The organism is Candidatus Methylomicrobium oryzae (assembly GCF_016745425.1).
GTDB classification, from domain to species: Bacteria; Pseudomonadota; Gammaproteobacteria; order Methylococcales; family Methylomonadaceae; genus Methylomicrobium; species Methylomicrobium oryzae.
In genome coordinates this window covers 278,254-298,822 of sequence record NZ_JAERVK010000002.1, presented here as the reverse complement: position 1 = coordinate 298,822, position 20,569 = coordinate 278,254, and the positions used below count along the sequence as shown (strand labels likewise).

23 protein-coding genes and 1 pseudogene are annotated in these 20,569 nt (G+C 57.2%); 11 read left to right on the top strand and 13 right to left on the bottom strand.

What is annotated here, in order from left to right; translation table 11 throughout:
- Nucleotides 1-591 (top strand): multicopper oxidase domain-containing protein (locus tag JJL52_RS21505; RefSeq protein WP_272901700.1); only part of this gene is annotated, 591 nt, incomplete at its 5' end.
- Nucleotides 588-1,295, top strand: coding sequence for a copper resistance protein B (locus JJL52_RS03465; protein WP_236994016.1), 708 nt, complete (start codon nucleotides 588-590; stop codon nucleotides 1,293-1,295). The genes JJL52_RS21505 and JJL52_RS03465, both read left to right, overlap by 4 nt.
- 82 nt (nucleotides 1,296-1,377) lie before the next feature.
- Here the strand turns inward: JJL52_RS03465 and JJL52_RS21715 are convergent.
- A pseudogene (locus tag JJL52_RS21715) lies at nucleotides 1,378-1,923 on the bottom strand (thiol:disulfide interchange protein DsbA/DsbL); the annotation flags it as partial.
- A gap of 613 nt (nucleotides 1,924-2,536) precedes the next feature.
- Nucleotides 2,537-3,220, bottom strand: a complete 684-nt coding sequence (locus JJL52_RS03455; protein WP_202050994.1) for a c-type cytochrome — start codon at nucleotides 3,218-3,220, stop codon at nucleotides 2,537-2,539.
- A 106-nt stretch (nucleotides 3,221-3,326) separates the two neighbouring features.
- Here JJL52_RS03455 and yihA point away from each other — a divergent pair, with 106 nt between their 5' ends.
- Nucleotides 3,327-3,935, top strand: coding sequence for a ribosome biogenesis GTP-binding protein YihA/YsxC (yihA, locus tag JJL52_RS03450; RefSeq protein ID WP_202050993.1), 609 nt, complete (start codon nucleotides 3,327-3,329; stop codon nucleotides 3,933-3,935).
- Here yihA and JJL52_RS03445 read toward each other — a convergent pair.
- Together JJL52_RS03445 and JJL52_RS03440 are read right to left on the bottom strand one after the other, a co-directional pair.
- Entirely contained in the window at nucleotides 3,932-4,813 is an 882-nt protein-coding gene (locus tag JJL52_RS03445) for an MBL fold metallo-hydrolase (RefSeq protein ID WP_202050992.1), read from the bottom strand. The two genes, yihA and JJL52_RS03445, sit on opposite strands and share 4 nt — an antisense overlap.
- 16 nt (nucleotides 4,814-4,829) lie before the next feature.
- Nucleotides 4,830-5,672: an HDOD domain-containing protein gene (locus JJL52_RS03440; RefSeq protein ID WP_202050991.1), complete on the bottom strand. Its 843-nt coding sequence runs from the start codon at nucleotides 5,670-5,672 to the stop codon at nucleotides 4,830-4,832.
- Nucleotides 5,673-6,029: 357 nt separating this feature from the next.
- On the opposite strand from JJL52_RS03440, the gene JJL52_RS03435 reads away from it, so the two are divergent.
- Complete coding sequence (locus tag JJL52_RS03435; protein WP_202050990.1) at nucleotides 6,030-6,236, top strand: DUF6494 family protein; 207 nt, start codon at nucleotides 6,030-6,032, stop codon at nucleotides 6,234-6,236.
- A 163-nt stretch (nucleotides 6,237-6,399) separates the two neighbouring features.
- On the opposite strand, the gene JJL52_RS03430 is transcribed toward JJL52_RS03435, so the two are convergent.
- The 4 genes from JJL52_RS03430 to JJL52_RS03415 form a co-directional block, all read right to left on the bottom strand.
- Nucleotides 6,400-7,149 carry a rubredoxin-like domain-containing protein gene (locus tag JJL52_RS03430; protein ID WP_202050989.1) on the bottom strand — a complete coding sequence of 250 codons (750 nt, stop codon included), beginning with the start codon at nucleotides 7,147-7,149 and terminating at the stop codon, nucleotides 6,400-6,402.
- Between the two features lie 241 nt (nucleotides 7,150-7,390).
- Nucleotides 7,391-7,879, bottom strand: a complete 489-nt coding sequence (locus JJL52_RS03425) for an MOSC domain-containing protein (RefSeq protein WP_202050988.1) — start codon at nucleotides 7,877-7,879, stop codon at nucleotides 7,391-7,393.
- On the bottom strand, nucleotides 7,880-8,935 hold the full coding sequence (locus JJL52_RS03420; RefSeq protein ID WP_202050987.1) for a phosphotransferase enzyme family protein: 1,056 nt from the start codon (nucleotides 8,933-8,935) through the stop codon (nucleotides 7,880-7,882). It lies immediately after the preceding gene.
- A gap of 20 nt (nucleotides 8,936-8,955) precedes the next feature.
- Nucleotides 8,956-9,294 (bottom strand): TraR/DksA C4-type zinc finger protein, encoded by a 339-nt coding sequence (locus JJL52_RS03415; RefSeq protein WP_202050986.1) that lies wholly within the window; start codon nucleotides 9,292-9,294, stop codon nucleotides 8,956-8,958.
- Nucleotides 9,295-9,440: 146 nt separating this feature from the next.
- Here JJL52_RS03415 and JJL52_RS03410 point away from each other — a divergent pair, with 146 nt between their 5' ends.
- The 3 genes from JJL52_RS03410 to JJL52_RS03400 are packed head-to-tail and all read left to right on the top strand — an operon-like array spanning nucleotide 9,441 to nucleotide 13,251.
- Nucleotides 9,441-10,343, top strand: coding sequence for an AAA family ATPase (locus JJL52_RS03410; RefSeq protein WP_202050985.1), 903 nt, complete (start codon nucleotides 9,441-9,443; stop codon nucleotides 10,341-10,343).
- The gene (locus JJL52_RS03405) at nucleotides 10,343-11,299 is read left to right on the top strand and encodes a DUF58 domain-containing protein (protein ID WP_202050984.1); all 957 of its coding nucleotides are present in this window, start codon (nucleotides 10,343-10,345) and stop codon (nucleotides 11,297-11,299) included. The genes JJL52_RS03410 and JJL52_RS03405 overlap by 1 nt, the downstream gene beginning before the upstream one ends.
- Nucleotides 11,296-13,251: a transglutaminase TgpA family protein gene (locus JJL52_RS03400; RefSeq protein WP_202050983.1), complete on the top strand. Its 1,956-nt coding sequence runs from the start codon at nucleotides 11,296-11,298 to the stop codon at nucleotides 13,249-13,251. Before JJL52_RS03405 ends, JJL52_RS03400 begins: the two co-directional genes overlap by 4 nt.
- 23 nt (nucleotides 13,252-13,274) lie before the next feature.
- Here the strand turns inward: JJL52_RS03400 and JJL52_RS03395 are convergent, their stop codons facing one another.
- Entirely contained in the window at nucleotides 13,275-13,652 is a 378-nt protein-coding gene (locus JJL52_RS03395) for a hypothetical protein (protein WP_202050982.1), read from the bottom strand.
- Nucleotides 13,653-14,045: 393 nt separating this feature from the next.
- Nucleotides 14,046-15,857, bottom strand: a complete 1,812-nt coding sequence (locus JJL52_RS21500; RefSeq protein WP_202050981.1) for a methyl-accepting chemotaxis protein — start codon at nucleotides 15,855-15,857, stop codon at nucleotides 14,046-14,048.
- A 634-nt stretch (nucleotides 15,858-16,491) separates the two neighbouring features.
- Here JJL52_RS21500 and JJL52_RS03385 point away from each other — a divergent pair.
- The 4 genes from JJL52_RS03385 to JJL52_RS03370 all read left to right on the top strand — a co-directional run bounded on the left by JJL52_RS03385 (nucleotide 16,492) and on the right by JJL52_RS03370 (nucleotide 18,866).
- Complete coding sequence (locus JJL52_RS03385) at nucleotides 16,492-17,220, top strand: DUF1538 domain-containing protein (protein ID WP_202050980.1); 729 nt, start codon at nucleotides 16,492-16,494, stop codon at nucleotides 17,218-17,220.
- 98 nt (nucleotides 17,221-17,318) lie between these two features.
- Complete coding sequence (locus JJL52_RS03380) at nucleotides 17,319-18,098, top strand: DUF1538 domain-containing protein (RefSeq protein WP_202051047.1); 780 nt, start codon at nucleotides 17,319-17,321, stop codon at nucleotides 18,096-18,098.
- 10 nt (nucleotides 18,099-18,108) lie between these two features.
- The gene (locus tag JJL52_RS03375) at nucleotides 18,109-18,459 is read left to right on the top strand and encodes a P-II family nitrogen regulator (RefSeq protein ID WP_202050979.1); all 351 of its coding nucleotides are present in this window, start codon (nucleotides 18,109-18,111) and stop codon (nucleotides 18,457-18,459) included.
- Entirely contained in the window at nucleotides 18,456-18,866 is a 411-nt protein-coding gene (locus JJL52_RS03370) for a CBS domain-containing protein (RefSeq protein ID WP_202050978.1), read from the top strand. Before JJL52_RS03375 ends, JJL52_RS03370 begins: the two co-directional genes overlap by 4 nt.
- Nucleotides 18,867-18,980: 114 nt before the next feature.
- Here the strand turns inward: JJL52_RS03370 and JJL52_RS03365 are convergent, their stop codons facing one another.
- Genes JJL52_RS03365 through JJL52_RS03355 form a run of 3 tightly spaced genes read right to left on the bottom strand, consistent with a single transcriptional unit; the run spans nucleotide 18,981 to nucleotide 20,431 of the window.
- Nucleotides 18,981-19,409 carry a TM2 domain-containing protein gene (locus tag JJL52_RS03365; RefSeq protein ID WP_202050977.1) on the bottom strand — a complete coding sequence of 143 codons (429 nt, stop codon included), beginning with the start codon at nucleotides 19,407-19,409 and terminating at the stop codon, nucleotides 18,981-18,983.
- A gap of 60 nt (nucleotides 19,410-19,469) precedes the next feature.
- On the bottom strand, nucleotides 19,470-19,913 hold the full coding sequence (locus JJL52_RS03360) for a universal stress protein (protein WP_202050976.1): 444 nt from the start codon (nucleotides 19,911-19,913) through the stop codon (nucleotides 19,470-19,472).
- Nucleotides 19,914-19,921: 8 nt separating this feature from the next.
- A complete protein-coding gene (locus JJL52_RS03355) occupies nucleotides 19,922-20,431 on the bottom strand; it encodes a hypothetical protein (RefSeq protein ID WP_202050975.1) in 510 nt (169 codons plus the stop codon).
- Nucleotides 20,432-20,569 lie beyond the last annotated feature (138 nt).

The window sequence follows — 20,569 nt, the reverse complement described above, 5'->3', positions numbered from 1 at the left end:
CATGCGGACCATGCGGACCATGCGGACCATGCGGACCATGCGGACCATGCGGACCATGCGGACCATCAAATGCATCACGCGTCCGCAACGGCGGCAAAACCGGATGATGCTCAGGCAACGCCTATGCAGCATACGGAAGCAGCCGCGATGGGCTCATACGAAGCGCTGGACTATCGGCATCTGATGGCCGCCGCCCCGAACAGCGACTGGCGGCAGCCCGACCGCGAGATCCGGCTGCGCCTGACCGGCAACATGTACCGTTATATCTGGTCGTTCGACGACATCAAATATTCGGAATCGGAGCCGCTGCGGGTCAAGTTCGGCGAACATATCCGCTTCACCTACGTGAACGAAACGATGATGAACCATCCGATTCATCTGCACGGCCTATGGCAATATCTCGACAACGGCAACGGCGCTTTCAATCCGAAAAAACACGTGATCAACGTGCCGCCGGGCAAGACGGTCAGTGTGATCGTGGTCGCCGACGCGGAAGGAGAGTGGGCGTTTCACTGCCATTTGCTGTACCACATGGATACCGGCATGTTCCGCCGGCTGATCGTCGAGAAAACGGGGCAGGTTCACGGATGAAATGCGCTCTCTCCAAACCGGGCAAATTCGGCAGCCTGCTGGGAAACCTGTTGACAGGCATACTCTATGCGCATCCGGCCTGCGCTCAGGATGATCAAATGATTTTCAGCAGGTTCATGGCCGAACGGTTCGAATACGAAGGCAACGACAACCTGCATTTGTTCAAATGGGACATCAAGCACTGGATCGGCAACGACGACCACAAGCTTTACCTGAAAACCGAGGGCGACTATTCGGCCGACCAGGACATCTTCGGGCGCGCCGACCTGCAACTGTTGTACAGCCGCAATATCAGCACGTTCTGGGATTTTCAGGTCGGTGCGCGCCGGGCGTTCGAGCCGGAACGGACCTTCGACGCGGTGATCGGCTTCCAGGGGCTCGCCCCTTATTTCGTCGAGGTCGACAGCGCCGCCTTCATCACCGAAAACGGCAATCTGCTCGGCCGCTTGAGCCTGGGCTACGAGATGCTGTTGACCCAGCGGCTGATCCTGATGCCCCGCATCGAAGTGAATGTCGCCGCCAAGGACATCGAGAACCGCGGCGTAAAGGCCGGGGTGACCGAATTCGAGGCGGGGATGCGGTTACGGTACGAGATCGAGCGCGAATTTGCCCCTTATGTCGGCTTCGATTATGTGGAAGAGGAGTCGCTGCGCGAGCACCATCACAGCGTGCGCTTTGTGGTAGGGATGCGGTTCTGGTATTGAGACGGCGGAAGCTTGAACCGGCGCCGTTATAAGCAAAGACCTGCCAGGTTTTAAAAAACCTGGCAGGTCTTCAAGCGGAAAATTATTTTTTGGCCGCGGCTTCCTTTTTGATCAACTGGTTCGTAACTTCGATCATTTTTTCATGCGACCCGGCCGATCTGCCGTCCACCTTGTATTTGCCGTTCACGATCAGCACCGGCACGCCGGTTACACCGTAACGCGCGGGCGTAACCGCGGCCTGGCGGACTTTGGTGTCGACCAGAAAGGAATTATAGGCCTCGAGGAAGTCGGCTTCCTTGACGCCGTGCGCGGTAAAGAACGCGGCCAGCTGCTCTTCGGTTTCCAACTTTTGATGCTTGTTCTGCAGGGCATCGAAGAAGTCCGCATGGACCTTGTCGAGCACGCCCAGGGCCTGAGCGACATAAAACGCTTTCGCGTGCTTTGCCCAAAGATCGCTGAACGCGGCCGGCTGACGGATGAAGTCGACATTCGCCGGAAGCTTTTTGACCCAGCTTTCGAGAATCGGCTCGAAATCGTAGCAATGCGGGCAGCCGTACCAGAAAAACTCGATCACCTCGATCTTGTCCGGATTCTGGGTCGGCTGCGGCGCATCAAGGGTTTCGTAGCCCCCGGCTAATTCCTCCTCTGCTGCCGGGCTTGCGGCCGGCTCTGCCGCCGGGGCAGCCGGCTCTGCCGCCGGGGCAGCCGGCTCAACCTGTGCAGGTGCGGCCGTTTCGGCGGCTGGCTGCGGCGCCTGGGCTGCCGGTGTAGCCGGGGCAGGAGCAGACGGCGCGGCTTCGGCAGCCGGTTGTTTCTCTGCGGACGCCGGGGCTGCCGCCGTCTGTTCGGGCGCTGTAGCTTCGCTGCCGGACCGCTCTTGCATTTTCTGGAAGAAAAATATTGAAGCGCCTGCCAGTACGGCAAGCGTCAGAATGATCAGTCCGATTTGGATAAAATTTTTACGCATTGACTTCGGTTTCCCATGTAGTTGTAAATGACACGCTCACTTGGAAACAGGGCGACGAGCGTATGACTTAACGATCATCAAATAAGGTGTCCGCGTCTAACGCCGAAGATTAACCTGAAGCGGCGCTGAAGAGATAGTGGCGCACATCCATTAAATGAGGTAAAAGGCGGATGCGCTTCGCTTATCCGCCCGAGTTTCCAAGTGAATTTCGCCGTAATAGCAGTAATGAGAAGTGCACTTTCGGCACTATTTTTCACCTGATGCCGACACGTTCTTATTTCATCATCGAGATATGATAAGCGACCGCCCGGATTTCCTCATCGGTCATCTTCTGGGCGATCATGTGCATCATGTTTTCCGGCGTATTGCCGCGCGCGCCGGTTTTAAAATCGGTCAATGCCTTGATCAGATAATCGGCATGCTGCGAACGCAGGGCCGGGAACGCCGCCGGCAGGTTGCCTTCGCCGAACGGGCCGTGGCAGGCGATACAGGCGGACACCTCGCGCTGGCGGTCACCGTTGCGGTACAGGTTGCTGCCCTGAGCGATCAGTTCGGGCACCGATTTGGATTTGACCGGTGCTGCCGCCTGCTCGTCCTCGTCTTCGTCCTCATCGGGCGGCGGCAGCACCGGCATCGAGTTCCCCGAAATTTTTTGCGTCGCATAGTAAGCGGCAATATCGGCCATGTCCTCCTCGGACAGCGGCAGCGCCATTGGGGACATTATAGGATCGTTGCGGCCGCCGCTCTTGAACGCTTGCAGTTGCTTGGCCAGATAGGAGGCATGTTGCTGAGCCAGCTTCGGAAAATTCGGCGCCATGCTGTTGCCGTTGTCGCCGTGGCAACTGTTGCAGGCGGCCGCTTTGTCTTTTCCTGCGCGAGGATTGCCCTCGGCATGTAAAATAGCGGAAGCGCCGCACATCGCGATACCGACTGCAACGGCCAGGAACTTTATTTTCATCAGACTCCCCTTCGGAATTTTTCGTTATTTTTATGAGATTCGGAACTGGCTGTTTCCGGCTTGGCCCGGGATTCTACCCCATTTACCTTAGCGGATCGAGACAGTAATGAACCCAGTTTATCATCAAGCAAAATTTATTAACAGTGCTCCAAATCTGAAACATGCGCCCCCCGACCACGGACTGGAAGTCGCTTTCGCAGGCCGTTCCAATGCCGGTAAATCGAGCGCACTCAATACCCTGACCCGGCAAAATGCGCTGGCCCGAATCAGTAAAACGCCGGGGCGGACCCAGATGCTCAACTTCTTCGAAATTACTGAGAGGCAGCGCTTCGTGGACCTGCCCGGCTACGGCTTCGCAACCGCGCCGCTCGCTGTCATACAGCACTGGCGTAAAGCGATCGAGGATTATTTGAATCGGCGGAAATCGTTGTGCGGAATCGTGCTGGTAATGGACGTGCGCCATCCTTTAACCGAATTCGACTGGCAGATGCTGCAATGGTGCGAACATGCGCAGCTGCCCGTGCACATTCTGCTAACCAAGGTCGACAAGCTCAGCTTCGGCGCGGCCAAGAATACGCTGCTGGAGGTCCGGAAGGAATTGAGCGGCGCGCCGATTCCGCTGAGCGTGCAACTGTTTTCGTCGCTGAAAAAAAACGGGCTGGACGAGGCGCACGCCGCGCTCGACCAGTTATTCGCCCGGCCGGCCGCGGATTAGAGACAGACTTCCATTCCTTCGTAGGCGATGAACAGCCTGTCCGCAAAATGCGGATGCTGTCCCTTCAATTCCCGGTAAATCCGGTCGAGATCGGCATCGGTCCGGGTCGGCTCATGATGGGTCAGAAACAGCCGCTTCGCATTCGCCTCGGTAGCCAGCTTGATCCCGGAACGGTAGGTGCCGTGCCCCCAGCCCTGCCGAATCGCATATTCCTCATCGGTGTAGGACGAATCGACGATCAGCGCATCCACCTCCCGCATCGCTGCCTGGATTTCCTGGTTTTTCTCGACCAGGAACAACTGGAAAGACTCGTAGTAATCGTCCTCGGGCTGATAAATGTTGACAGGGTTTTCGAAATCGCCGGTGAAAAACAGCGAGGCACCGTCGCACTCGACCCGGTAGCCGAAATTCAGCACCGGATGATTCAAAATGATCGGCGTGATCCGGGCGCTCCCGACACTGACCGTTTCGCCGGGCCGAACCGTCAAGTATTCGATCCGGGCTTTCAACTGCGCTTCATGGATCGGAAAATAACTGTATTGCAGCTGCGCCGACAGCGCCCGGTTGATGTTTTCGTCGGTGACCGGATCGAGTCCGCCGTAAATGTTGATCCGATTGTTTTTAAAGAATATCGGCAGGAAAAAAGGCAGCCCCTGGATGTGATCCCAGTGCGTATGCGTGATGAAGATGTTAGCGGTGAGCGGCATGTCCCTAAGTAAGGTTTGCGCCAGCGCATGGATGCCGGTGCCGGCATCGAGAATGATCAGTTCGTTCCGATCCGTCCGGATTTCGATACAGGTCGTATTGCCGCCGTATCTGACGGTCATAGGCCCCGGCGTCGGAATCGATCCTCTAACTCCCCAAAATTTGAATTTCATTAAACTATCTTTGCAATTACGGTTTGATGAAAAGTTCGGCTTCCTGCGCAATGACGTCCAAATTACCGAGGTCGTCGATCAAGGCTTCCAAGGATAAACCGAAACGGTTTACGACCGTCTCGGGAAAGACATCGGTAACCGGATTGCCGCCATCGCCGTAGCGCTGCCTTTTGCTGATTTGATTTGCCGCAAACAGGCATTCGCCGAAGGTATTGTCCGGATGGTCGTGATGGTGCCGGATCGCCTCGATCAACAGCTCGGAAAGCTTCCATTTTTCGGCCAGCAACGCCCCGGCTTCGGCATGGTCAATGCCAAGAAACTCCTGCTCGAAGAGATGCAGCGGCATGTTCTCCTCTTTGCTCTTGGCCAATGCCAGCTTGAAGCCCTCCGGCCTGAATTCCGCAAACACCACCTTGCCGAAATCGTGGAGCAACCCCGCCACGAAGCAATCTCCGCACGCCTGCTGACTCAGGCCCGCCCTCTCGGCAAGCTTGCGGCTGATCGCAGCAGTCGTCAACGCATGCAGCAAAAATGCGCTCGGGTTGAAACCGGCCTTGTTCGAGGTTTTCAGCATCCCCATCGCGGCGATGCCCATCGCGAGGTTTTTGACGGTGTTCAAACCGATGTGCACGACTGCGCGCTGCACCGAATTGATTTTATGGGATAGCCCGTAAAACGCGGAATTGATCACCTTTAAAATCTTCACCGTCAGCACCGGATCGCATTCGATCACCTGCACGATGTCCTTCGCAGGCACCTCGAGATTTGCGGTCAACTGCACCACTCGCTGTACGCTTTTCGGAAAAGCGGGCATTTTTTCGACCAGAGCGACGAGTTCGGCGTAATTCGAATTTTCCATGCGTTCGGCACAAAATGAAAAAAGATTGTTATGAGCATAGCAAAGAAAACGGAATTTAACGGCCGGAGACCGACAGAAAAGAAAAAACCCCAAAACACCGGAGTGACATTTTGGGGTTTGAAGAAAATCAGCCGAATGCAGGGGGAGAGCGAGGCTGATCCGACGCCGTTATGAGGCGTACGTCTTTAAGAGCGAACGGGAGGTAAAAAAGTTCCGGAAAATTTAAATTGGGAACGCAATCCGGAGAACGGAATTATTTGCTCTGTTCCGGAGTCACTGTCACAGCGATCGAAAACGCCGGTCGTCATTAGTCAGCGTACCGGCACGATTGTTTACTTACCCCAGGAGGCCTTGCCCATGAACGAAGATACCCTAAACATGGAAACCAGAAAATTCCTGAAGAAAGTCGGCATCACTTCGCAGCGCGAGATCGAGCATGCGGTGCTGAAAGCCGACGAAGGCGGACAACTGGCGGGAAAAAAGGGCATCCGGGTCAAAATGACGCTGGAAGCGCCCGAGCTCGGCATCCGGCACTGCATTGAAGAGACGATCGCGCTGGAATAAAACAGCGACGAGCCTCACCCGCTGATCGAGCGCACTTTTGTCGATGCCGAATAGTCGCAGGCTTGCCGTGCTGTCGCCCGGTTCGAATTGCAACGGCAATCACGACCTTGACGCCCTGCAGATAAGCCAGCCGGCCTCGAGCCGGGCGCAAGCGAGGTTGTGATTAATTATCGCCCCGAATCGCCAGCCGTTCGAAGCGGGCCAGCCAATCGGCAAAAGGGATCACATAATCGTAACCGCAGACCGTTTTGAGCGGACGGCCTTTCAGGTTCTCGAAAATTACGGCGCCCTGCCGGCGCGTTTCATGCTTTGGCCCATAAGGGTTGAAGATCATTCCGCCGTCGGGCGTCAGAAAGACGTAGTCACAGATGAACAGCACATCGCGGTAAATATAAAACGTGAAACCCGGGGTGTGTCCGCCGCTGTGATGCGCTTCGATTCCGAAAGCGGTAAAGTCTCCGGTAAAACGGCGGTCGACGTCAAACCGCGCGACTAAGGAATGCCTCGCATCGAGCTCGTGCAGCCCGACCTCCGCCTGCCATAGCCGTCGGTACTGGTTCGAGGCGCCCATGAAATGAAGATGCGTAAACAGGATCGCCCTGACCGGTTCGAGATCGCGATTGAAGGCCGACGGCGCATCGATCCAGACCCCGCCGTCCTCCGCCTCGATCCGGTAGGCGGCATGCTCGTAGCCCAGTTTCGGAACCGACAGCAATTGGGTCACGCCCTCGCTCACGGGCGTGCCGGTCACCCGATATTGTTTTTCGGCGGTATCCCAAGGCAGGAAACGGTCGTGCCGGGCGCCGCAGAACGGGCACACGTCGGGCATTTCGCCGATCATGTTGTAGCCGCACTCAAGGCACACCCATTGCGGCGCCAGAGTAGCAAGAATTTCGGTTTCGGGGATAGTCATTCGGATGTCCTCCGGCTGCGTGCTCCGCTCCAGCTAAACTGTGCAGAGCCGGTTCAACTGGCTATTGGACCGCAGGAAAACGAATAAGTTGGCACCGGAACGGTACTACGGCGAAGGCAGGCTACAGAAACAGAGCCACCCGCTCCAGCCTTGCCGAAAATGTACTGCAAACTCGCGAAGTCCAGGAAACTGGCCAGGTAGTGGCTGTCGAGCCCGAGCGCATCATTACGTCTGTCTTACATTACGCTGAAGAACCGTCCGGCAAAACCGTCAGGGGGTCGCCAACACGGAGCCGACCGCTTCGGACAATCCGCGCGGTCAGTCCGCCGTGGCTGCGCATTGCATTGTAGCCGCCGAGGCCAAGAATCTGTTCCATTCGGGAACACGGGTGGCATTGACCGGTTACTTGAAGGACGGCCTCGCCGATCCGGAAAGTCCGATTTTTCAGGGCCGGAAGATTCACGCCCCGAATCGCCAGATTGCGACGCAGCAGTTCCGGCGTCACCTCCCGCCTTGTCAAGGCGGATAAAACCGCAAGATGCTCCCACTGAATCAGCGTGACCTGGCGCTTGCCGCCACCCCGATAGCGGTCGCCGGCCAAGCCCGCGCCCGCCTCGGCAAACGCCTCCTCGACCGCCAGCATCGGCGTCTGCCGCGCCGGGCGCAGTCCGATCCACACCAGCTCGCCCGCCACCGGGAAACATTGCAGCAGATCGCCAATCGTCTGCACTTAATCCGCCGTGTTGCCGCGCAGCGAAGCGATCAGCGCCCGGATCGCCCGTTCCTGTGCAATTACACTCGCGCACAGCCGGAACTGCCCGAGTGCGCGCTGAAGATTCTGCCCGGGACCTTCGACTTTGAAGTAGCGGTTGCCCTCAAGATGATCGGTGTAGAAGCGAATCCCCAGTTCGAAAGGAATCAGCCGGATCGCCGGGAAAAGATAATCGTAGTCGGGGCCGGTAAAAAACCGGCCGGCTTCGCCAAGGTAACTGCCCAGTATCGCCTCGCCGATGCCAAGGTCGAACGCGTCGTTTTCGGGGCGATGGCAGCAGGAACGCAGGCAGTCGCCGAGGTCGTAATGCAGAAGGCCCGGCTTGACCGTATCCAGGTCGACCAGGCCGACCACTTTTTGCCGGCCCTTGTCGAACAGAAAATTGTTCAGCTTCGGGTCGCCGTGAATGATCCGGAGCGGCAACAGGCCCTGCCGTTTCGCGGCTTCAAGATCGTCGGCGATCGCCTGATGGCGGTTGATGAATGAAGCGCAGTCCGCGTCGATCAGGCGGGAATCGGCTTGGGCGAGCACATCCTGATAACGCGCCAGATAAGCCGGAGCGATATGGAATCCTGGCAGGGTATCCTTAAGGCGCGCAGGGTCCAGATCGCTGAGCAGGCGGTGAAAATGCCCCAGCGCAAAACCGGCTTCGCGCGCTTCGCCCGGATCGCCGATCGACTCCAGGCTGACCGTGTCGGGGATGTAGCTGAGCGCGCGCCAGAGCCGACCTCGGCCGTCGCGCACATGGGAAAATCCGGCCTCGGCCTTGAGCAAACGGGGAATATCCAGTTCGACGTCTTCGGCCGCCTTGCCGTCGAGATGCCGGGCGATTTCGGCCAGATTCGCGAGCACCGCTTCCGGCTCCGGAAACACATGCGCATTGATGCACTGCAATACGAAAGGCTCGGCGGCCGTGATTACTTGATAGGTTTCGTTGATCAGGCCGTTGCCCAACGGCAGGACGGCCATGCTCGACCCGGCAAATTGCCGGGCTATCGATAAAAGTTCAGTCATGCGGGGAGCGCTTTAGCGTTTCAGCAGCCTTGCTGGCTCGCGCATTTGATGCAGAGGTCGGAATAGGGCAATGCCTTCAGCCGGGCTTCGCCGATCGGCTCGCCGCAGCTTTGGCAGGCTCCGTACTGACCGGAGTCGATCCGGGCGATCGCGTCCTTGATCTGCGCAATTTCGTTCCTGGCGCGATTGCCCAGAAAATCCATCACTTCGTAATTCTCGGCCTGGACGGCCTGTTCCGCAAAGTCTTTTTCCGGAGGCTCCGCGACATGCTTGACGTCTTCGGTGATCTTGCTCAGCCGGTCGTTCAGCTCTTCCAGCATGCCGATCAAATTACCGCGTATTTCTTCATATCCGCTCACAGGATTTCCTCCATGTCAGTCTAACATTAACCGGCGCACCGTCTTGCGCCCATCAGGACGTAATACCACATCCTGCTATACTTGCAAGGTTCTTGCCAAGCTTGCTGCAAGCCGGCATATTCCGTACAGCCATCGTATCATCACTCATGCAAAATGCAATCAATGCGTTATTGGATTCGGCCAATCAAATCCTGCTCGGCAAACAAAAGCAAATCCGGCTGGCGGTCTGCTGCCTGCTTGCCCGCGGCCACCTGTTGATCGAAGACATTCCCGGCGTCGGCAAGACCACGCTGGCGCATACGCTCGCCCGGCTGTTCGGCCTCGAGTACCAGCGCATCCAGTTTACCAGCGACATTCTGCCGGCCGACATGATCGGCAGCTCGGTGTTCGATGCGAAAAACCAGCAGTTCACCTTTCATCCGGGGCCGATCTTCAGCCAGATGGTGCTGGGCGACGAAATCAACCGGGCGACGCCAAAGGCGCAAAGCGCCTTGCTGGAAGCGATGGAAGAACATCAGGTTACCGTGGACGGAAAGACTTATCCGCTGCCGGAGCCGTTTTTCGTGATTGCGACGCAAAACCCGTCGCATCAGATCGGCACCTTCCCGCTGCCCGAATCGCAGCTGGACCGCTTTTTGATGCGGATCGAGCTCGGCTACCCGGATTCCGCCGCCGAACGTTTACTTTTGACCGGCCGGAGCCGCCACAGTTTAATCGACGATCTGGCCGTGGCGCTGCCGCCGGCGCAGCTCCAGCGCATTCAAAAAGAGGTGCTTCAGGTGTACGCTTCGAATGCGCTGCTCGATTACTGCCAGGCGATCATCCGTTTCACCCGCGAATCGCCTTCTTACCCGGCCGGCTTGTCGCCCCGGGCGGGATTGGCGCTGTTGACGGCCGCCAAAGCCTGGGCCTATATGGACGGACGCGATGCGGTGATTCCGGAAGACATACAGGCCGTGCTGGCCGCGGTCGCGGGCCACCGGATCCGCGCCGGACATCTTGATGCCGCTGCGGTCGTCGCGCCGATCTTGAGCCAGGTCGCCGTGTGATGAACGCGCCGGGCCTGAAGATGAAGGATCGCTTCCGGCTCAGCCGCTTCGTGTTCGGCGAGAAAGCCTCGCCGGATCCGATTACCTTGAATCATCGCCGCATTTTCATCCTGCCTACGCTAAGCGGCCTCGGTTTCGCGTTCCTGGCCGTCCTGCTGTTTTTCATCGCGTTCGTGTACAACAACAATCCGGTTTACCTGCTGGCGTTTTTATTGGCCGGCATCTTTTTCCTCGCCACCGTCCATACCTTCCGGACGCTGGCCGGACTGGTAATCCGCGAAGGGCACGGCAAGCCGGTATTTGCCGGCGGCACGGCGGCCTTTCCGATTCATATCGACAATCCGACCCCGCTGCTGCGGCCGCAAGTCCGAATCGAAGGCCAGCCCGAAACCGAACTGGCGCTGCCCCCGGACAGCCGAAATCAAATCTTCGTACATCGGACCGCCGCGCGGCGCGGCTGGTGCGAGGCCGGCACGATCACGCTTTACAGCACCTTTCCGCTCGGCCTGTTCCGCGCCTGGTCCCCGCTGCGCTTCAACATGAAAATCCTGGTCTATCCGCAGCCCGCCGAGGCCGGCGTTCCTCTCCCGCCTTTATCCGCCGGCCCGAACCGGGAAGGCACCGGCCATCAGGGCAGCGATGAATTTTACGGGCTGAAAAACTACTCGGCCGGCGACCCGGTCCGGCGCATCCACTGGAAAGCCTATGCGAAAGGCTACGGCGTGCTCAGCAAGCAATACGGCGGCGGCAGCGGCGGCGAGCTCTGGCTGGATTTCGACGAAACGCCCGGCCGCGGGACCGAAGAAAGGCTGAGCCGCTTATGCCGCTGGGTGCTGGAAGCCGACCAGGCCGGCCTGCGTTACGGCCTGCGTTTGCCCGACCACCGGATCGTGCCCGCGGACGGCGCGCTGCACCGGCAATCCTGTCTCGAAGCCTTGGCGCTGCATCCGCTATGAAAACGGCCGCTCCCAATCAGAAATTGCAATTTTTACTGCTCGGGACGGTAGGCCTGGCCGTGCTGCCGCATTACCCGCATCTCCCGCCCCTGACTTTCGGCTTTTTCGCGGCCCTTTTGGGATGGCGCCTGCTCGGCGTCCGGCATCCGGCCTGGCTCCCCGAACGGCGCGTCCTGTTTTTGCTACTGCTCTTGGGCATCGCGCTGCTGTTCACGGAGCGGCAGGGCATTTTCGGCCGCGACGCCGGCACCAACCTGTTCATTACCGCACTGGGCCTGAAACTGATGGAAATGAAAAGGGAGCGCGATTCCTGCCTGATCGTTTATATGGCCTTCGTCGCGGCGGCCACCCAGTTTCTTTACGAACAAGGCATCCTGTTCGGCGCCTATATCGGCCTTGTTTGCTGCCTGCTGCTTACGCTGCTGATTGCGATGAACGGCCTGCAGCACCCCATCGCGCAGGCGCTGAAGCTGGCCGTGATTTTCGTCCTGCAGGCGGCACCGCTGGCGGCCGCGATGTTCATCCTGTTTCCGCGCCTCGACCCGCCGAAATGGCTGGCTATCGGCAGCGAAACCCGAAACCGGACCGGTCTCAGCGAAATGCTGGAGCCGGGCTCGATCACCAATCTGGGACTGTCCGACGAACTCGTGTTCCGCGCCCGCTTCGACGGCCCGCTGCCGCCGCCGCATCAGCGTTACTGGCGGGGCCCGGTGATGGCGGCGACCGACGGCAAACGCTGGGTGCAGGCGCAGAATTTCGAGCGCTATCCGAAATCCAATCCGCAAGTTTCCGGCCGGCCCTACCGCTACACCCTGCTGCTGGAGCCCCAGGAAAAGAACTGGGTGTTCGCGCTCGACATGCCGGCCGAATTTTCGCCGCCGTTAAGCCGCAATGCGAATTTTCAAATGATCACTTCCGAACTGCACGGGCAGCGCGCGGCCTACAAGCTGACGTCCTATCCGGACTACAATACCGGCCCGCTGTCATCCGCCGAATACCGGGATGCGATCCAGCTGCCCGGCACGCCTTCGGCGCGCGTGAAGGAGCTGGTCGCCCGGCTGCACGGTTACGACGCAGCACCCGAGTTATTCATCAAGAGTCTGCTGAATCACTTCCGCCGGGAAAATTTCCGCTACACGCTGGAGCCGCCGAAGCTCGACGCCAACCCGATCGAATCTTTCCTGTTCGATACGCGCGCCGGTTTCTGCAGCCATTACGCTTCCGCCTTCGTGTACCTGATGCGCGCCGCGCAGATTCCGGCCCGCGTCGTGACCGGCTACCAGGGCGGCGAAACGAACGAGGTCGGCAATTTCATCCAGGTCCGGCAGGCGGATGCGCATGCCTGGGCCGAAGTCTGGCTCGACAGGCGCGGCTGGGTCCGCTACGACCCGACCGCGGCGGTAGCGCCGGAAAGAATCGAATATCCGCTCGACGTGAGCCGCCTAAGCCCGGGCGAAACTATCTACTTTGAAAGCGCCAGCGGAGAATTCGGAAAAATCGTCAGCCTCCTCAAGCAGGCCGGACTGATCTGGGACACAGTGGATTACGGTTGGCAGCGCTGGATCATCAACTATAACGGCACGCACCAGGCCAATTTCCTGGCCGGCTTCGGAATTAAAGGCAGCCGGGCGATGCTGAACTGGCTGGGCGCGATCCTGATCGCGGCTACCGTAATGTTGAGTCTGGCGATCCTGTACCGAAGGCGCCGGAAACTCGATCCGGCCTTGCGGATTTACGTGCGCTTTTGCGGCAAACTCGCCCGGAAAGGACTGGTCAAAGGCACGGGCGAAGGCGCGAAAGACTTCGCCGAACGGGTCAAGGCAGCCCTGCCGGAGCATGCGGGCGAAGTGGACGGAATCACAGGGATTTTCATGAATCTGCGTTACGGCAAACGGCCGGATCCCAAGGATATCGAGCAACTGAAACGGCGGGTCGCCGCATTTAAACCTTAACGCGATCTTGCCCCGGCAAAAGTCTACGGGTTGTTTTCTTCTTCCGTGACGGCCTGTTTTAAAGCCTTGATCTTGTCGCTGTTCTTCTCTTTCAGCTGGTACAGCTTGAGCTTTTGCGCCGGCGTCAGCGTGTCTTTGACTTCTTCCTGGCTTTCCTCGCGGATTTCCTTGATTTTTTGTTTGTGCTTTTTGAATAGCGCCTTGAATTTGGATTCCTGTTCTTCGCTCAGACCGAGTTCCTGACTCAATTGTTTCAGCTTGATGCCGTGATGCTTGCCGACCTCGGATTGCGGCGCGGCGGCGGGAAAAGCCTTGGCTTCATCCGTGGATTGCCCGCTTTGGGCATAGGCCGCCAAGGAAAAACTCAAACCGGAAATCAGAGCGACGATCATTTTATTCATGGGAATTCATTGCGGGTCAACGTCAGGAAAAATATCAATCGGGAAATTCCCTATTCTACTCTTGTAAACAGCATTGGAGTAGCCTCACGGGCAAGAGTTCCTCGTCTTTGCCGGTAAGCTGCCGGAACGCTATCACCTCATTTAAATGGACCGAGTTGTTTTTCGTAACCCGACGGATCGAGGATGAGTTCGAATGTTATTTTAGCTACCGCCCCCATCCCGATAAGTTTAGCTCCGAGGCGTCGCAAAGCTGGCTTTGGCACTCCATGCAGCAGCCTGGTTCCGGCGTATCTCATCGGCATTGCCGCTAATCCAGCCTATAGCTCGCGCATTTTCGCCAAATATTCGGGGACAGCCTCTTTTTCAACTGCCGTCCCCGCAATTGAGAATTCTCTAAAACTCTTCCCATCCCTCGCCGTTGTATTGCCCGGCACGGACCGGCTCGCCCAGAGCTTTGTGCTGGCTGTTCGAGCGAGGCATCGGCTTCTGAAGAGAAGCTTGCCGACCCGGCAAGGCGGACGAGACGGCCTTATAGCCGGCATCGAGGCGGAACTGCCGCATCGCTTCGGTCAGCCGGTCTGCCTGTTCTTCCAGGGATTCGGCGGCGGCCGCGGCCTGTTCCACCAGCGCGGCGTTCTGCTGGGTGACTTTGTCCATCTGGGCTACCGCCGTATTCACTTGTTCGATGCCGGAGCTTTGCTCCAGAGAGGCGGCCGCAATCTGCGCCATGATGTCGGTGACCTCCCGAACCGAACTCACCACTTCTTCCATGGTCTGGCCGGCTTCATTGACTAACTGGCTGCCGTCCTCCACCTTTTCCACCGAATCGCTGATCAATCCTTTGATTTCTTTGGCCGCCGCCGCCGAACGCTGCGCCAGGTTGCGCACTTCGCTGGCCACGACCGCAAACCCGCGCCCCTGCTCGCCCGCACGCGCCGCTTCGACCGCCGCATTGAGGGCCAGGATATTGGTCTGTAAAGCAATCCCGTCGATCACGCTGATGATGTCCACGATTTTGCGCGAGCTTTCATTGATGGCGCTCATCGTGTCCACCACTTGCTGCACTCTGTCTCCTCCTTTGGCAGCCACCTCCGAAGCCGCGGCCGCTCTCCGGCTGGCCCGTTGCGCATTGTCGGCATTCTGTTTGACCGTAGAGGCGAGCTGCTCCATGCTGGAAGCGGTTTCTTCCAGATTCGCCGCCTGTTCCTCGGTACGCTGCGACAGATCCGAGTTACCGGCCGAGATTTCGCGTGCCGCGGTATTGATGGCCTCAGTCGCTGTCTTGACAACAAGAATCGGCGACACAATGGTTTCCAGCGTTAAATTGATCCCTTCCACGATGCGTCGGAAGTCTCCCCGATGTTTAGCCGCATCGGCCCGTGTTTGTACGCGCCCGTCTATCGCCGCCCGAGACAACATGTCAACGTCGGTAATGAGTGATTTAATATTGCCGCGTACCTGTTCTATCGTTTCGTTGATGAATGCCTTTTTCCCGGGCAGTTTCTCCAGCGGAGCATCAAAATTACCTTCGCCGAATTCCCTGACCACGGCCATGGCTTTTTTCTTGACCGCAATATGGCCTTTGACCATGTCGTTGACGCCTTGGGCCATCGTTCGGTAAGCGCCATGGAAACGGTCGACGTCTATCACGGCGTCGATATCACCCTTGTCATGCTCGCTGGACATGCGGTTCATTTCTTCGCTGAAGCCGCTTAGCGTGTCGATCAGTAAATTAATGTTATGATTTAAAACCTCAAAGTCGCCTTTAGTTTCCACAGTAATTCTGGCGGGGATAATGCCGCTACCAAGACGTTGAAGATATTCCGAAGTGATGCCCAATGGCTGGGTCACTGCATCCAGAATCATATTTACGCCTTCCGCGGTATAGCGATATAAGCCTTCCGAAAGGCCGTCCAGCTCCATGCGCAAAGACAACTTGCCGCGCTGAACATCGGCGATCAGTTTACTGAAAGCCTTATCGAAGCGCGCCATCTGTTCGGCATTGAGATCGGTAGCGCGAAGCTCTTCCGCCGTGCGCCTAGCCAGGGTCTCCTGGCTATGCTTCAAAGCCCGCATCAACGGCGCGGTGACGTCATTGCCTGAGGTATCGATAGGGGTGGAAAAATCGCCTTCAGCTATTTTCTCTATAATCTTGACTGCGTCATCGATTTTCGGCTGCACTGTTTTACTACCGAATAATGCCATTTGATTATCCTCGATTCAGAATATAAAAGACTAAAGTACGCAATGAGGAATTAACCTAAGGCAGTCGGGAGGGCAGGGCGGCCGCAAGTTAGAGATCACTGGACAGAGCGGTATGTCTTCGCACATAGGGATGTCATTAAAATTGTTAAAACGTAATTCAAAAAGAACCTAAGCAGGCTCTGGGGTATATAAACGATGCATCCTATTTTTTTCTTACCCGGCCCCAGCAGGCTACATAAGTCTCAACAGCGAAATGCGCAGAAATAGCTCGACGGCACTGCATTGGGAACACCTCGTCTTAATCGATTGAAAAGAGGAAGCTCATAACCAAAAAAATACAACAAATATGTTTTGTTTTTAACTATAGCTTAATCCGAAAATATTTCTAATTATTGGCCAAGCTTTCCGGTTTTTATCAGACCTCAGGGCAATCGCGCCATTTTTGGATATGGCGTGAATTTATTCGTAGACAATCCTTTAAGCAAAGAGCTTTTCAAAAAGGCCGAGAGGCAAACCAAACCATTTCATACATTCACATTCAAAGGCCGGACAATAATAAAAGCCTGTCCGGATAGGTTTACCGGCTTGTTTTCATATACAATCAAGCGATCGCAAAGAATTTATAAGACTACGCATGTTCAAAAATCGCTTCATCAAATACCTGCTGGGCAGTTGCCGGGATTTGGCGCCGATTTTTGCGGTCGTGCTGATTTTTCAAAATTTAGTGATCAAACAGCCCCTTCCCGACCTGGCTAATCTGATCGAGGGTTCGCTCTTCCTGATCATCGGCCTGACCCTTTTCGTCCAAGGACTGGAACTTAGCCTGTTCCCGCTCGGCGAAGACATGGCCTATGACTTTGCCCGCAAGGGCAGTTTGTTCTGGCTGGTGCTCTTTGCGTTCAGCCTGGGATTCTGTGCCGCGATCGCCGAACCGGCGCTGATCGCCGCGGCCCAGCAAGCCGCGCATATTGCCAGCCAGGGCCACATCATCGATTCCGGCGACGCCGCGAAAGCCGATTATGCGCTGGGGCTCCGCGTTACGGTGGCGCTGTCGGTCGGGTTTGCGCTAATCGTCGGCGTGTTGCGGATCATCCGCGGCTGGCCGGTCTATGTGCCGGTTTTTATCGGCTATTTATGCGTGGCAGTTATCACCCCCTTTGCACCGAAGGAAATCATCGGTATCGCTTACGACGCGGGCGGCATCGCGACATCCAGCATTACTGTACCCCTGGTGACCGCGCTCGGCGTCGGTCTCGCGACCGCGATCAAGGGACGCAATCCGCTGACCGACGGTTTCGGCATGGTGGTTTTCGCGTCGCAGACCCCGATTGTTTTCGTGCTGGCTTATGGAATGGCGGTATGATCGACGAAATGATACGGTTAATGGCCGCACTGCCGGAAGCCGCTCGGAACATTTTTCCGATGATCGCGGCCGTCGCAGACCATCTGCTTCACAGCGGCCTGATCGAGGGATTGATAAATTTCGCGTTGAAACTGGGGGAAACCTGCCGCGATGTACTGCCGATCGCGGTCACTATCCTCGGCTTCCAATTATTGGTTATCCGCAGGCCGATCGCGCATCCGAGAAAAATCTTAATCGGCTTCGCATCCGTGCTGATCGGGATCGTGTTTTTTCTGAAGGGACTTGATATGGCGCTGTTTCCGCTGGGCGATCTGATGGCTGCACAGCTGACCACGCCCGAATTCATCGGCGTCGATCCGGTTGCCGGCAAAATCGATTGGCGCGATTATGTCTGGGTGTATGTTTTCGCCGCCAGCATCGGTTTCACGACCGCGCTCGCTGAACCTTCGCTGCTTGCGGTGGCGTTGCGGGCCGAGCAGATTTCAGGCGGCACGATCCGGGCTTGGGGACTGCGTTTTTCGGTTGCATTAGGGGTAGGGTTCGGTATCGCGCTCGGCATTTTTCGGCTTGTTACCGGCGAGGAGTTCTCTCTATTCATCGTCGCCGGTTATATTATGGTGATGATCCAGACCCGCTTTGCGCCCAAACTGATCCTTGGACTGGCCTACGACTCCGGCGCGGTCACCACCTCGATGGTGACGGTGCCGATGATCACCGCGCTGGGCCTAGGCCTGGCCAAAGCGATTCCCGGACGCGACCCGCTGCTGGACGGATTCGGTCTGATCGCGTTCGCCGCTCTGTTTCCGGTCATTGCCGTATTGAGCTACGCGCAAATCGCCCAATGGCTGAATAAAGCCGATCTTTTATCCAAAACATGAGGTATAGAGCATGCATTTCAAACTCATCATTGTGTTCGTCGATGACGACAAAACCGACCTGGTGCTGAATACCGCCCGGCAAGCCGGCGCGAAAGGCGCAACCGTGATCAATCACGCCCGCGGCGAAGGGATGAAACAGTCGAAAACCTTTTTCGGCCTGACGCTCGAAGCGCAGCGCGATGTCCTGCTGCTGCTCGTCGAAGAACACCTCAGCCGGTTCATTCTGGAAAAGATCGCGGCCGTCGCACAGTTCGACGACGAACCGGGAACCGGGATCGCATTCCAGATCGACGTCGAGGACGCGATCGGGGTCAGACACCAGGTGAATGCATTGACAAAAGAGATAGAGGATACCCTATGAACGGCAACCGCATTACCATCCGAGTGAAAGACGTGATGAAGACCGACTTCGGCTCGATCGACGGCATCGCCACCGTGGCCGAAGCGTTGAAGAAAATGAAAGAAATGCAGACCGCCGTACTGATCGTGAACAAGCGCCATGACGACGACGAATACGGCATGATCAACTGCGGCGACATCGCCCGCCACGTATTGGCCAAGGACAGGGCGCCGGAACGGGTCAATGTCTATGAAATCATGAACAAGCCGGTCATTTCGGTGTATCCGGAGATGGATATCCGCTATTGTTCGAGACTGTTCGCACAGTATGACCTGGTCCGGGCGCCGGTAATCGAGAACCGGAAAGTGGTCGGCATCGTCAGCCCGAACTCGCTGGTACTGGACGGACTTTACAAAATCTTTAGCTGATGCGGGCGGCTTTTAGAAATCCCGGCCGCCTTAAAAAAGCTTACCGAAGGGCGCAGCCCGATGCCCTTACTGCCGAAACCCCGCCAGGCTTTCCCGGCGCCGGACACGGCCGTTTCACTTCAACGGCCTTCCTTTGGCGTCGCGGTCGAATTTGCTCGCAAACAGCAGCACCGCCTCCACAAAGCCCCACTGAGGCACGAAAACCATGAATTTTGCGTACAGCAAAAAAGCGGTAAGCAGGACCTGCATGAAGCCGACCTTATAATAGCCCAAGTAAAATCGCGACAGCCCCGCCCAACCGAACAGCAGCGAGAGCACCCCCGCAATGTATTTGGACTTGACCGCTTGCGGTGGCTCGCGAGAAACGCCAAGCAGGCCGACCCGCACCGCCTGGCTGCCTTCCAGGTCGAAACGGACCTCGTCGTCCGCCTCGGGAGAAACGCCCTCTACCCAATCCTTGATTTCAAACGAATATGTTTGTCCTTCGCTTTCGATCGCGCCGCTCCCCGATTCGGGATCGAAACTTTGCACTTTTCCTATCATTTTCCCCTACCTTAATGTGAAAGGCTGCCGCTCGGCGGCCGCCTGATGTATTATTTTTATTTATGGATTCTGCAAACGCACCGCCAGCACATCGCAGTGCGCATGATGCAGAACGCCGTTCGCGGTCGAGCCCAGCAGGAGCGCCAAGCCATGCCGCCCGTGCGAACCGACCACGATCAGATCGACCCCGTTTTCTTCGGCGATCCGGATGATTTCCTGTTTCGGACTGCCTGTTTCGAGCCAGATCTGATGCTCCGGAACACCCAACGACGATGCCAGTTCGGCCAGTTTTTTCCTGCCGAGCGCAATAAATTCCTGCGACAAATCCATTTCGAAAGGAACCAGCACATCGTTCGCCGGGTCGCCGATCGGCAGGGCATCGACCACATGGATCATGCTGAGTCTGGCGCCGTAACGTTCGGCCAGATCCTGCGCGCGCTCGGCGACCACGGCCTGCCGGTCGAAAAAATCCACCGCCAATAATATGTGCTTGTATGACTTCACAATTCCTCCTAACCGATGCCGTCGACATGCCCGGAAGACATGGACAGCAATACGAAACCGACTAAAAACGCCAGCGCCCAACCCAAACTGACCAAGACGTCCGGCGCAAGCGCATGATAAACGATGTGCGCCGTGACCGCACAGAGCCAGACGATAAAACCGAGCAACAGCATGAACGCGAGACCGCCGGACTGCCCGGTCACCAGCATCGCGGCAGCAGGCCAGGCGATAAAGCCGATCAGCGCGAAACATCCAAAAAAAGCCCCCGCAACCTGGTAATAGCGGTTCAAATGGCGATTAGCCCTCAGCATCACGCCGCTGAACAATCCGATATACCCGACTTCCGCCGCGGCCTCAAAGACCGCGCCGAGCACGTTATCGCCCCGGTAATGCATCAGAACCCGGACCGCGGCAAAGGCGGCCGCGAGTATTTTGAGCATGGTCAGCGAATAAGGCAAATCCTCCGGACCTTTTTTAAAACGGCAGATATCGAAGAGCCGAACGATCAGTTCGTACATGGGCGGGCCTCCTACTTTGCTTCTGTTTGTTGTTATTTAGGAGATGGGACATCCGTCGGACCAATAATTCCCTATCCCTCCGGCGACTATTCCCGTCATCCGCGGCCCACCGAGAGGAGAAATGCCGTAGGGTACGCT

Coding starts and splice junctions, on each gene's coding strand:
- JJL52_RS03420 (WP_202050987.1), bottom strand. CDS start 8,935: ATGACTGAACTTTTATCGATAGCCCGGCAATTTGCCGGGTCGAGCATG.
- yihA (WP_202050993.1), top strand. CDS start 3,327: ATGAACCCAGTTTATCATCAAGCAAAATTTATTAACAGTGCTCCAAAT.
- JJL52_RS03400 (WP_202050983.1), top strand. CDS start 11,296: ATGAAAACGGCCGCTCCCAATCAGAAATTGCAATTTTTACTGCTCGGG.
- JJL52_RS03445 (WP_202050992.1), bottom strand. CDS start 4,813: ATGAAATTCAAATTTTGGGGAGTTAGAGGATCGATTCCGACGCCGGGG.
- JJL52_RS03370 (WP_202050978.1), top strand. CDS start 18,456: ATGAACGGCAACCGCATTACCATCCGAGTGAAAGACGTGATGAAGACC.
- JJL52_RS03430 (WP_202050989.1), bottom strand. CDS start 7,149: ATGACTATCCCCGAAACCGAAATTCTTGCTACTCTGGCGCCGCAATGG.
- JJL52_RS03375 (WP_202050979.1), top strand. CDS start 18,109: ATGCATTTCAAACTCATCATTGTGTTCGTCGATGACGACAAAACCGAC.
- JJL52_RS03435 (WP_202050990.1), top strand. CDS start 6,030: ATGAACGAAGATACCCTAAACATGGAAACCAGAAAATTCCTGAAGAAA.
- JJL52_RS21500 (WP_202050981.1), bottom strand. CDS start 15,857: ATGGCATTATTCGGTAGTAAAACAGTGCAGCCGAAAATCGATGACGCA.
- JJL52_RS03410 (WP_202050985.1), top strand. CDS start 9,441: ATGCAAAATGCAATCAATGCGTTATTGGATTCGGCCAATCAAATCCTG.
- JJL52_RS03455 (WP_202050994.1), bottom strand. CDS start 3,220: ATGAAAATAAAGTTCCTGGCCGTTGCAGTCGGTATCGCGATGTGCGGC.
- JJL52_RS03395 (WP_202050982.1), bottom strand. CDS start 13,652: ATGAATAAAATGATCGTCGCTCTGATTTCCGGTTTGAGTTTTTCCTTG.
- JJL52_RS03385 (WP_202050980.1), top strand. CDS start 16,492: ATGTTCAAAAATCGCTTCATCAAATACCTGCTGGGCAGTTGCCGGGAT.
- JJL52_RS03355 (WP_202050975.1), bottom strand. CDS start 20,431: ATGTACGAACTGATCGTTCGGCTCTTCGATATCTGCCGTTTTAAAAAA.
- JJL52_RS03365 (WP_202050977.1), bottom strand. CDS start 19,409: ATGATAGGAAAAGTGCAAAGTTTCGATCCCGAATCGGGGAGCGGCGCG.
- JJL52_RS03465 (WP_236994016.1), top strand. CDS start 588: ATGAAATGCGCTCTCTCCAAACCGGGCAAATTCGGCAGCCTGCTGGGA.
- JJL52_RS03405 (WP_202050984.1), top strand. CDS start 10,343: ATGAACGCGCCGGGCCTGAAGATGAAGGATCGCTTCCGGCTCAGCCGC.
- JJL52_RS03440 (WP_202050991.1), bottom strand. CDS start 5,672: ATGGAAAATTCGAATTACGCCGAACTCGTCGCTCTGGTCGAAAAAATG.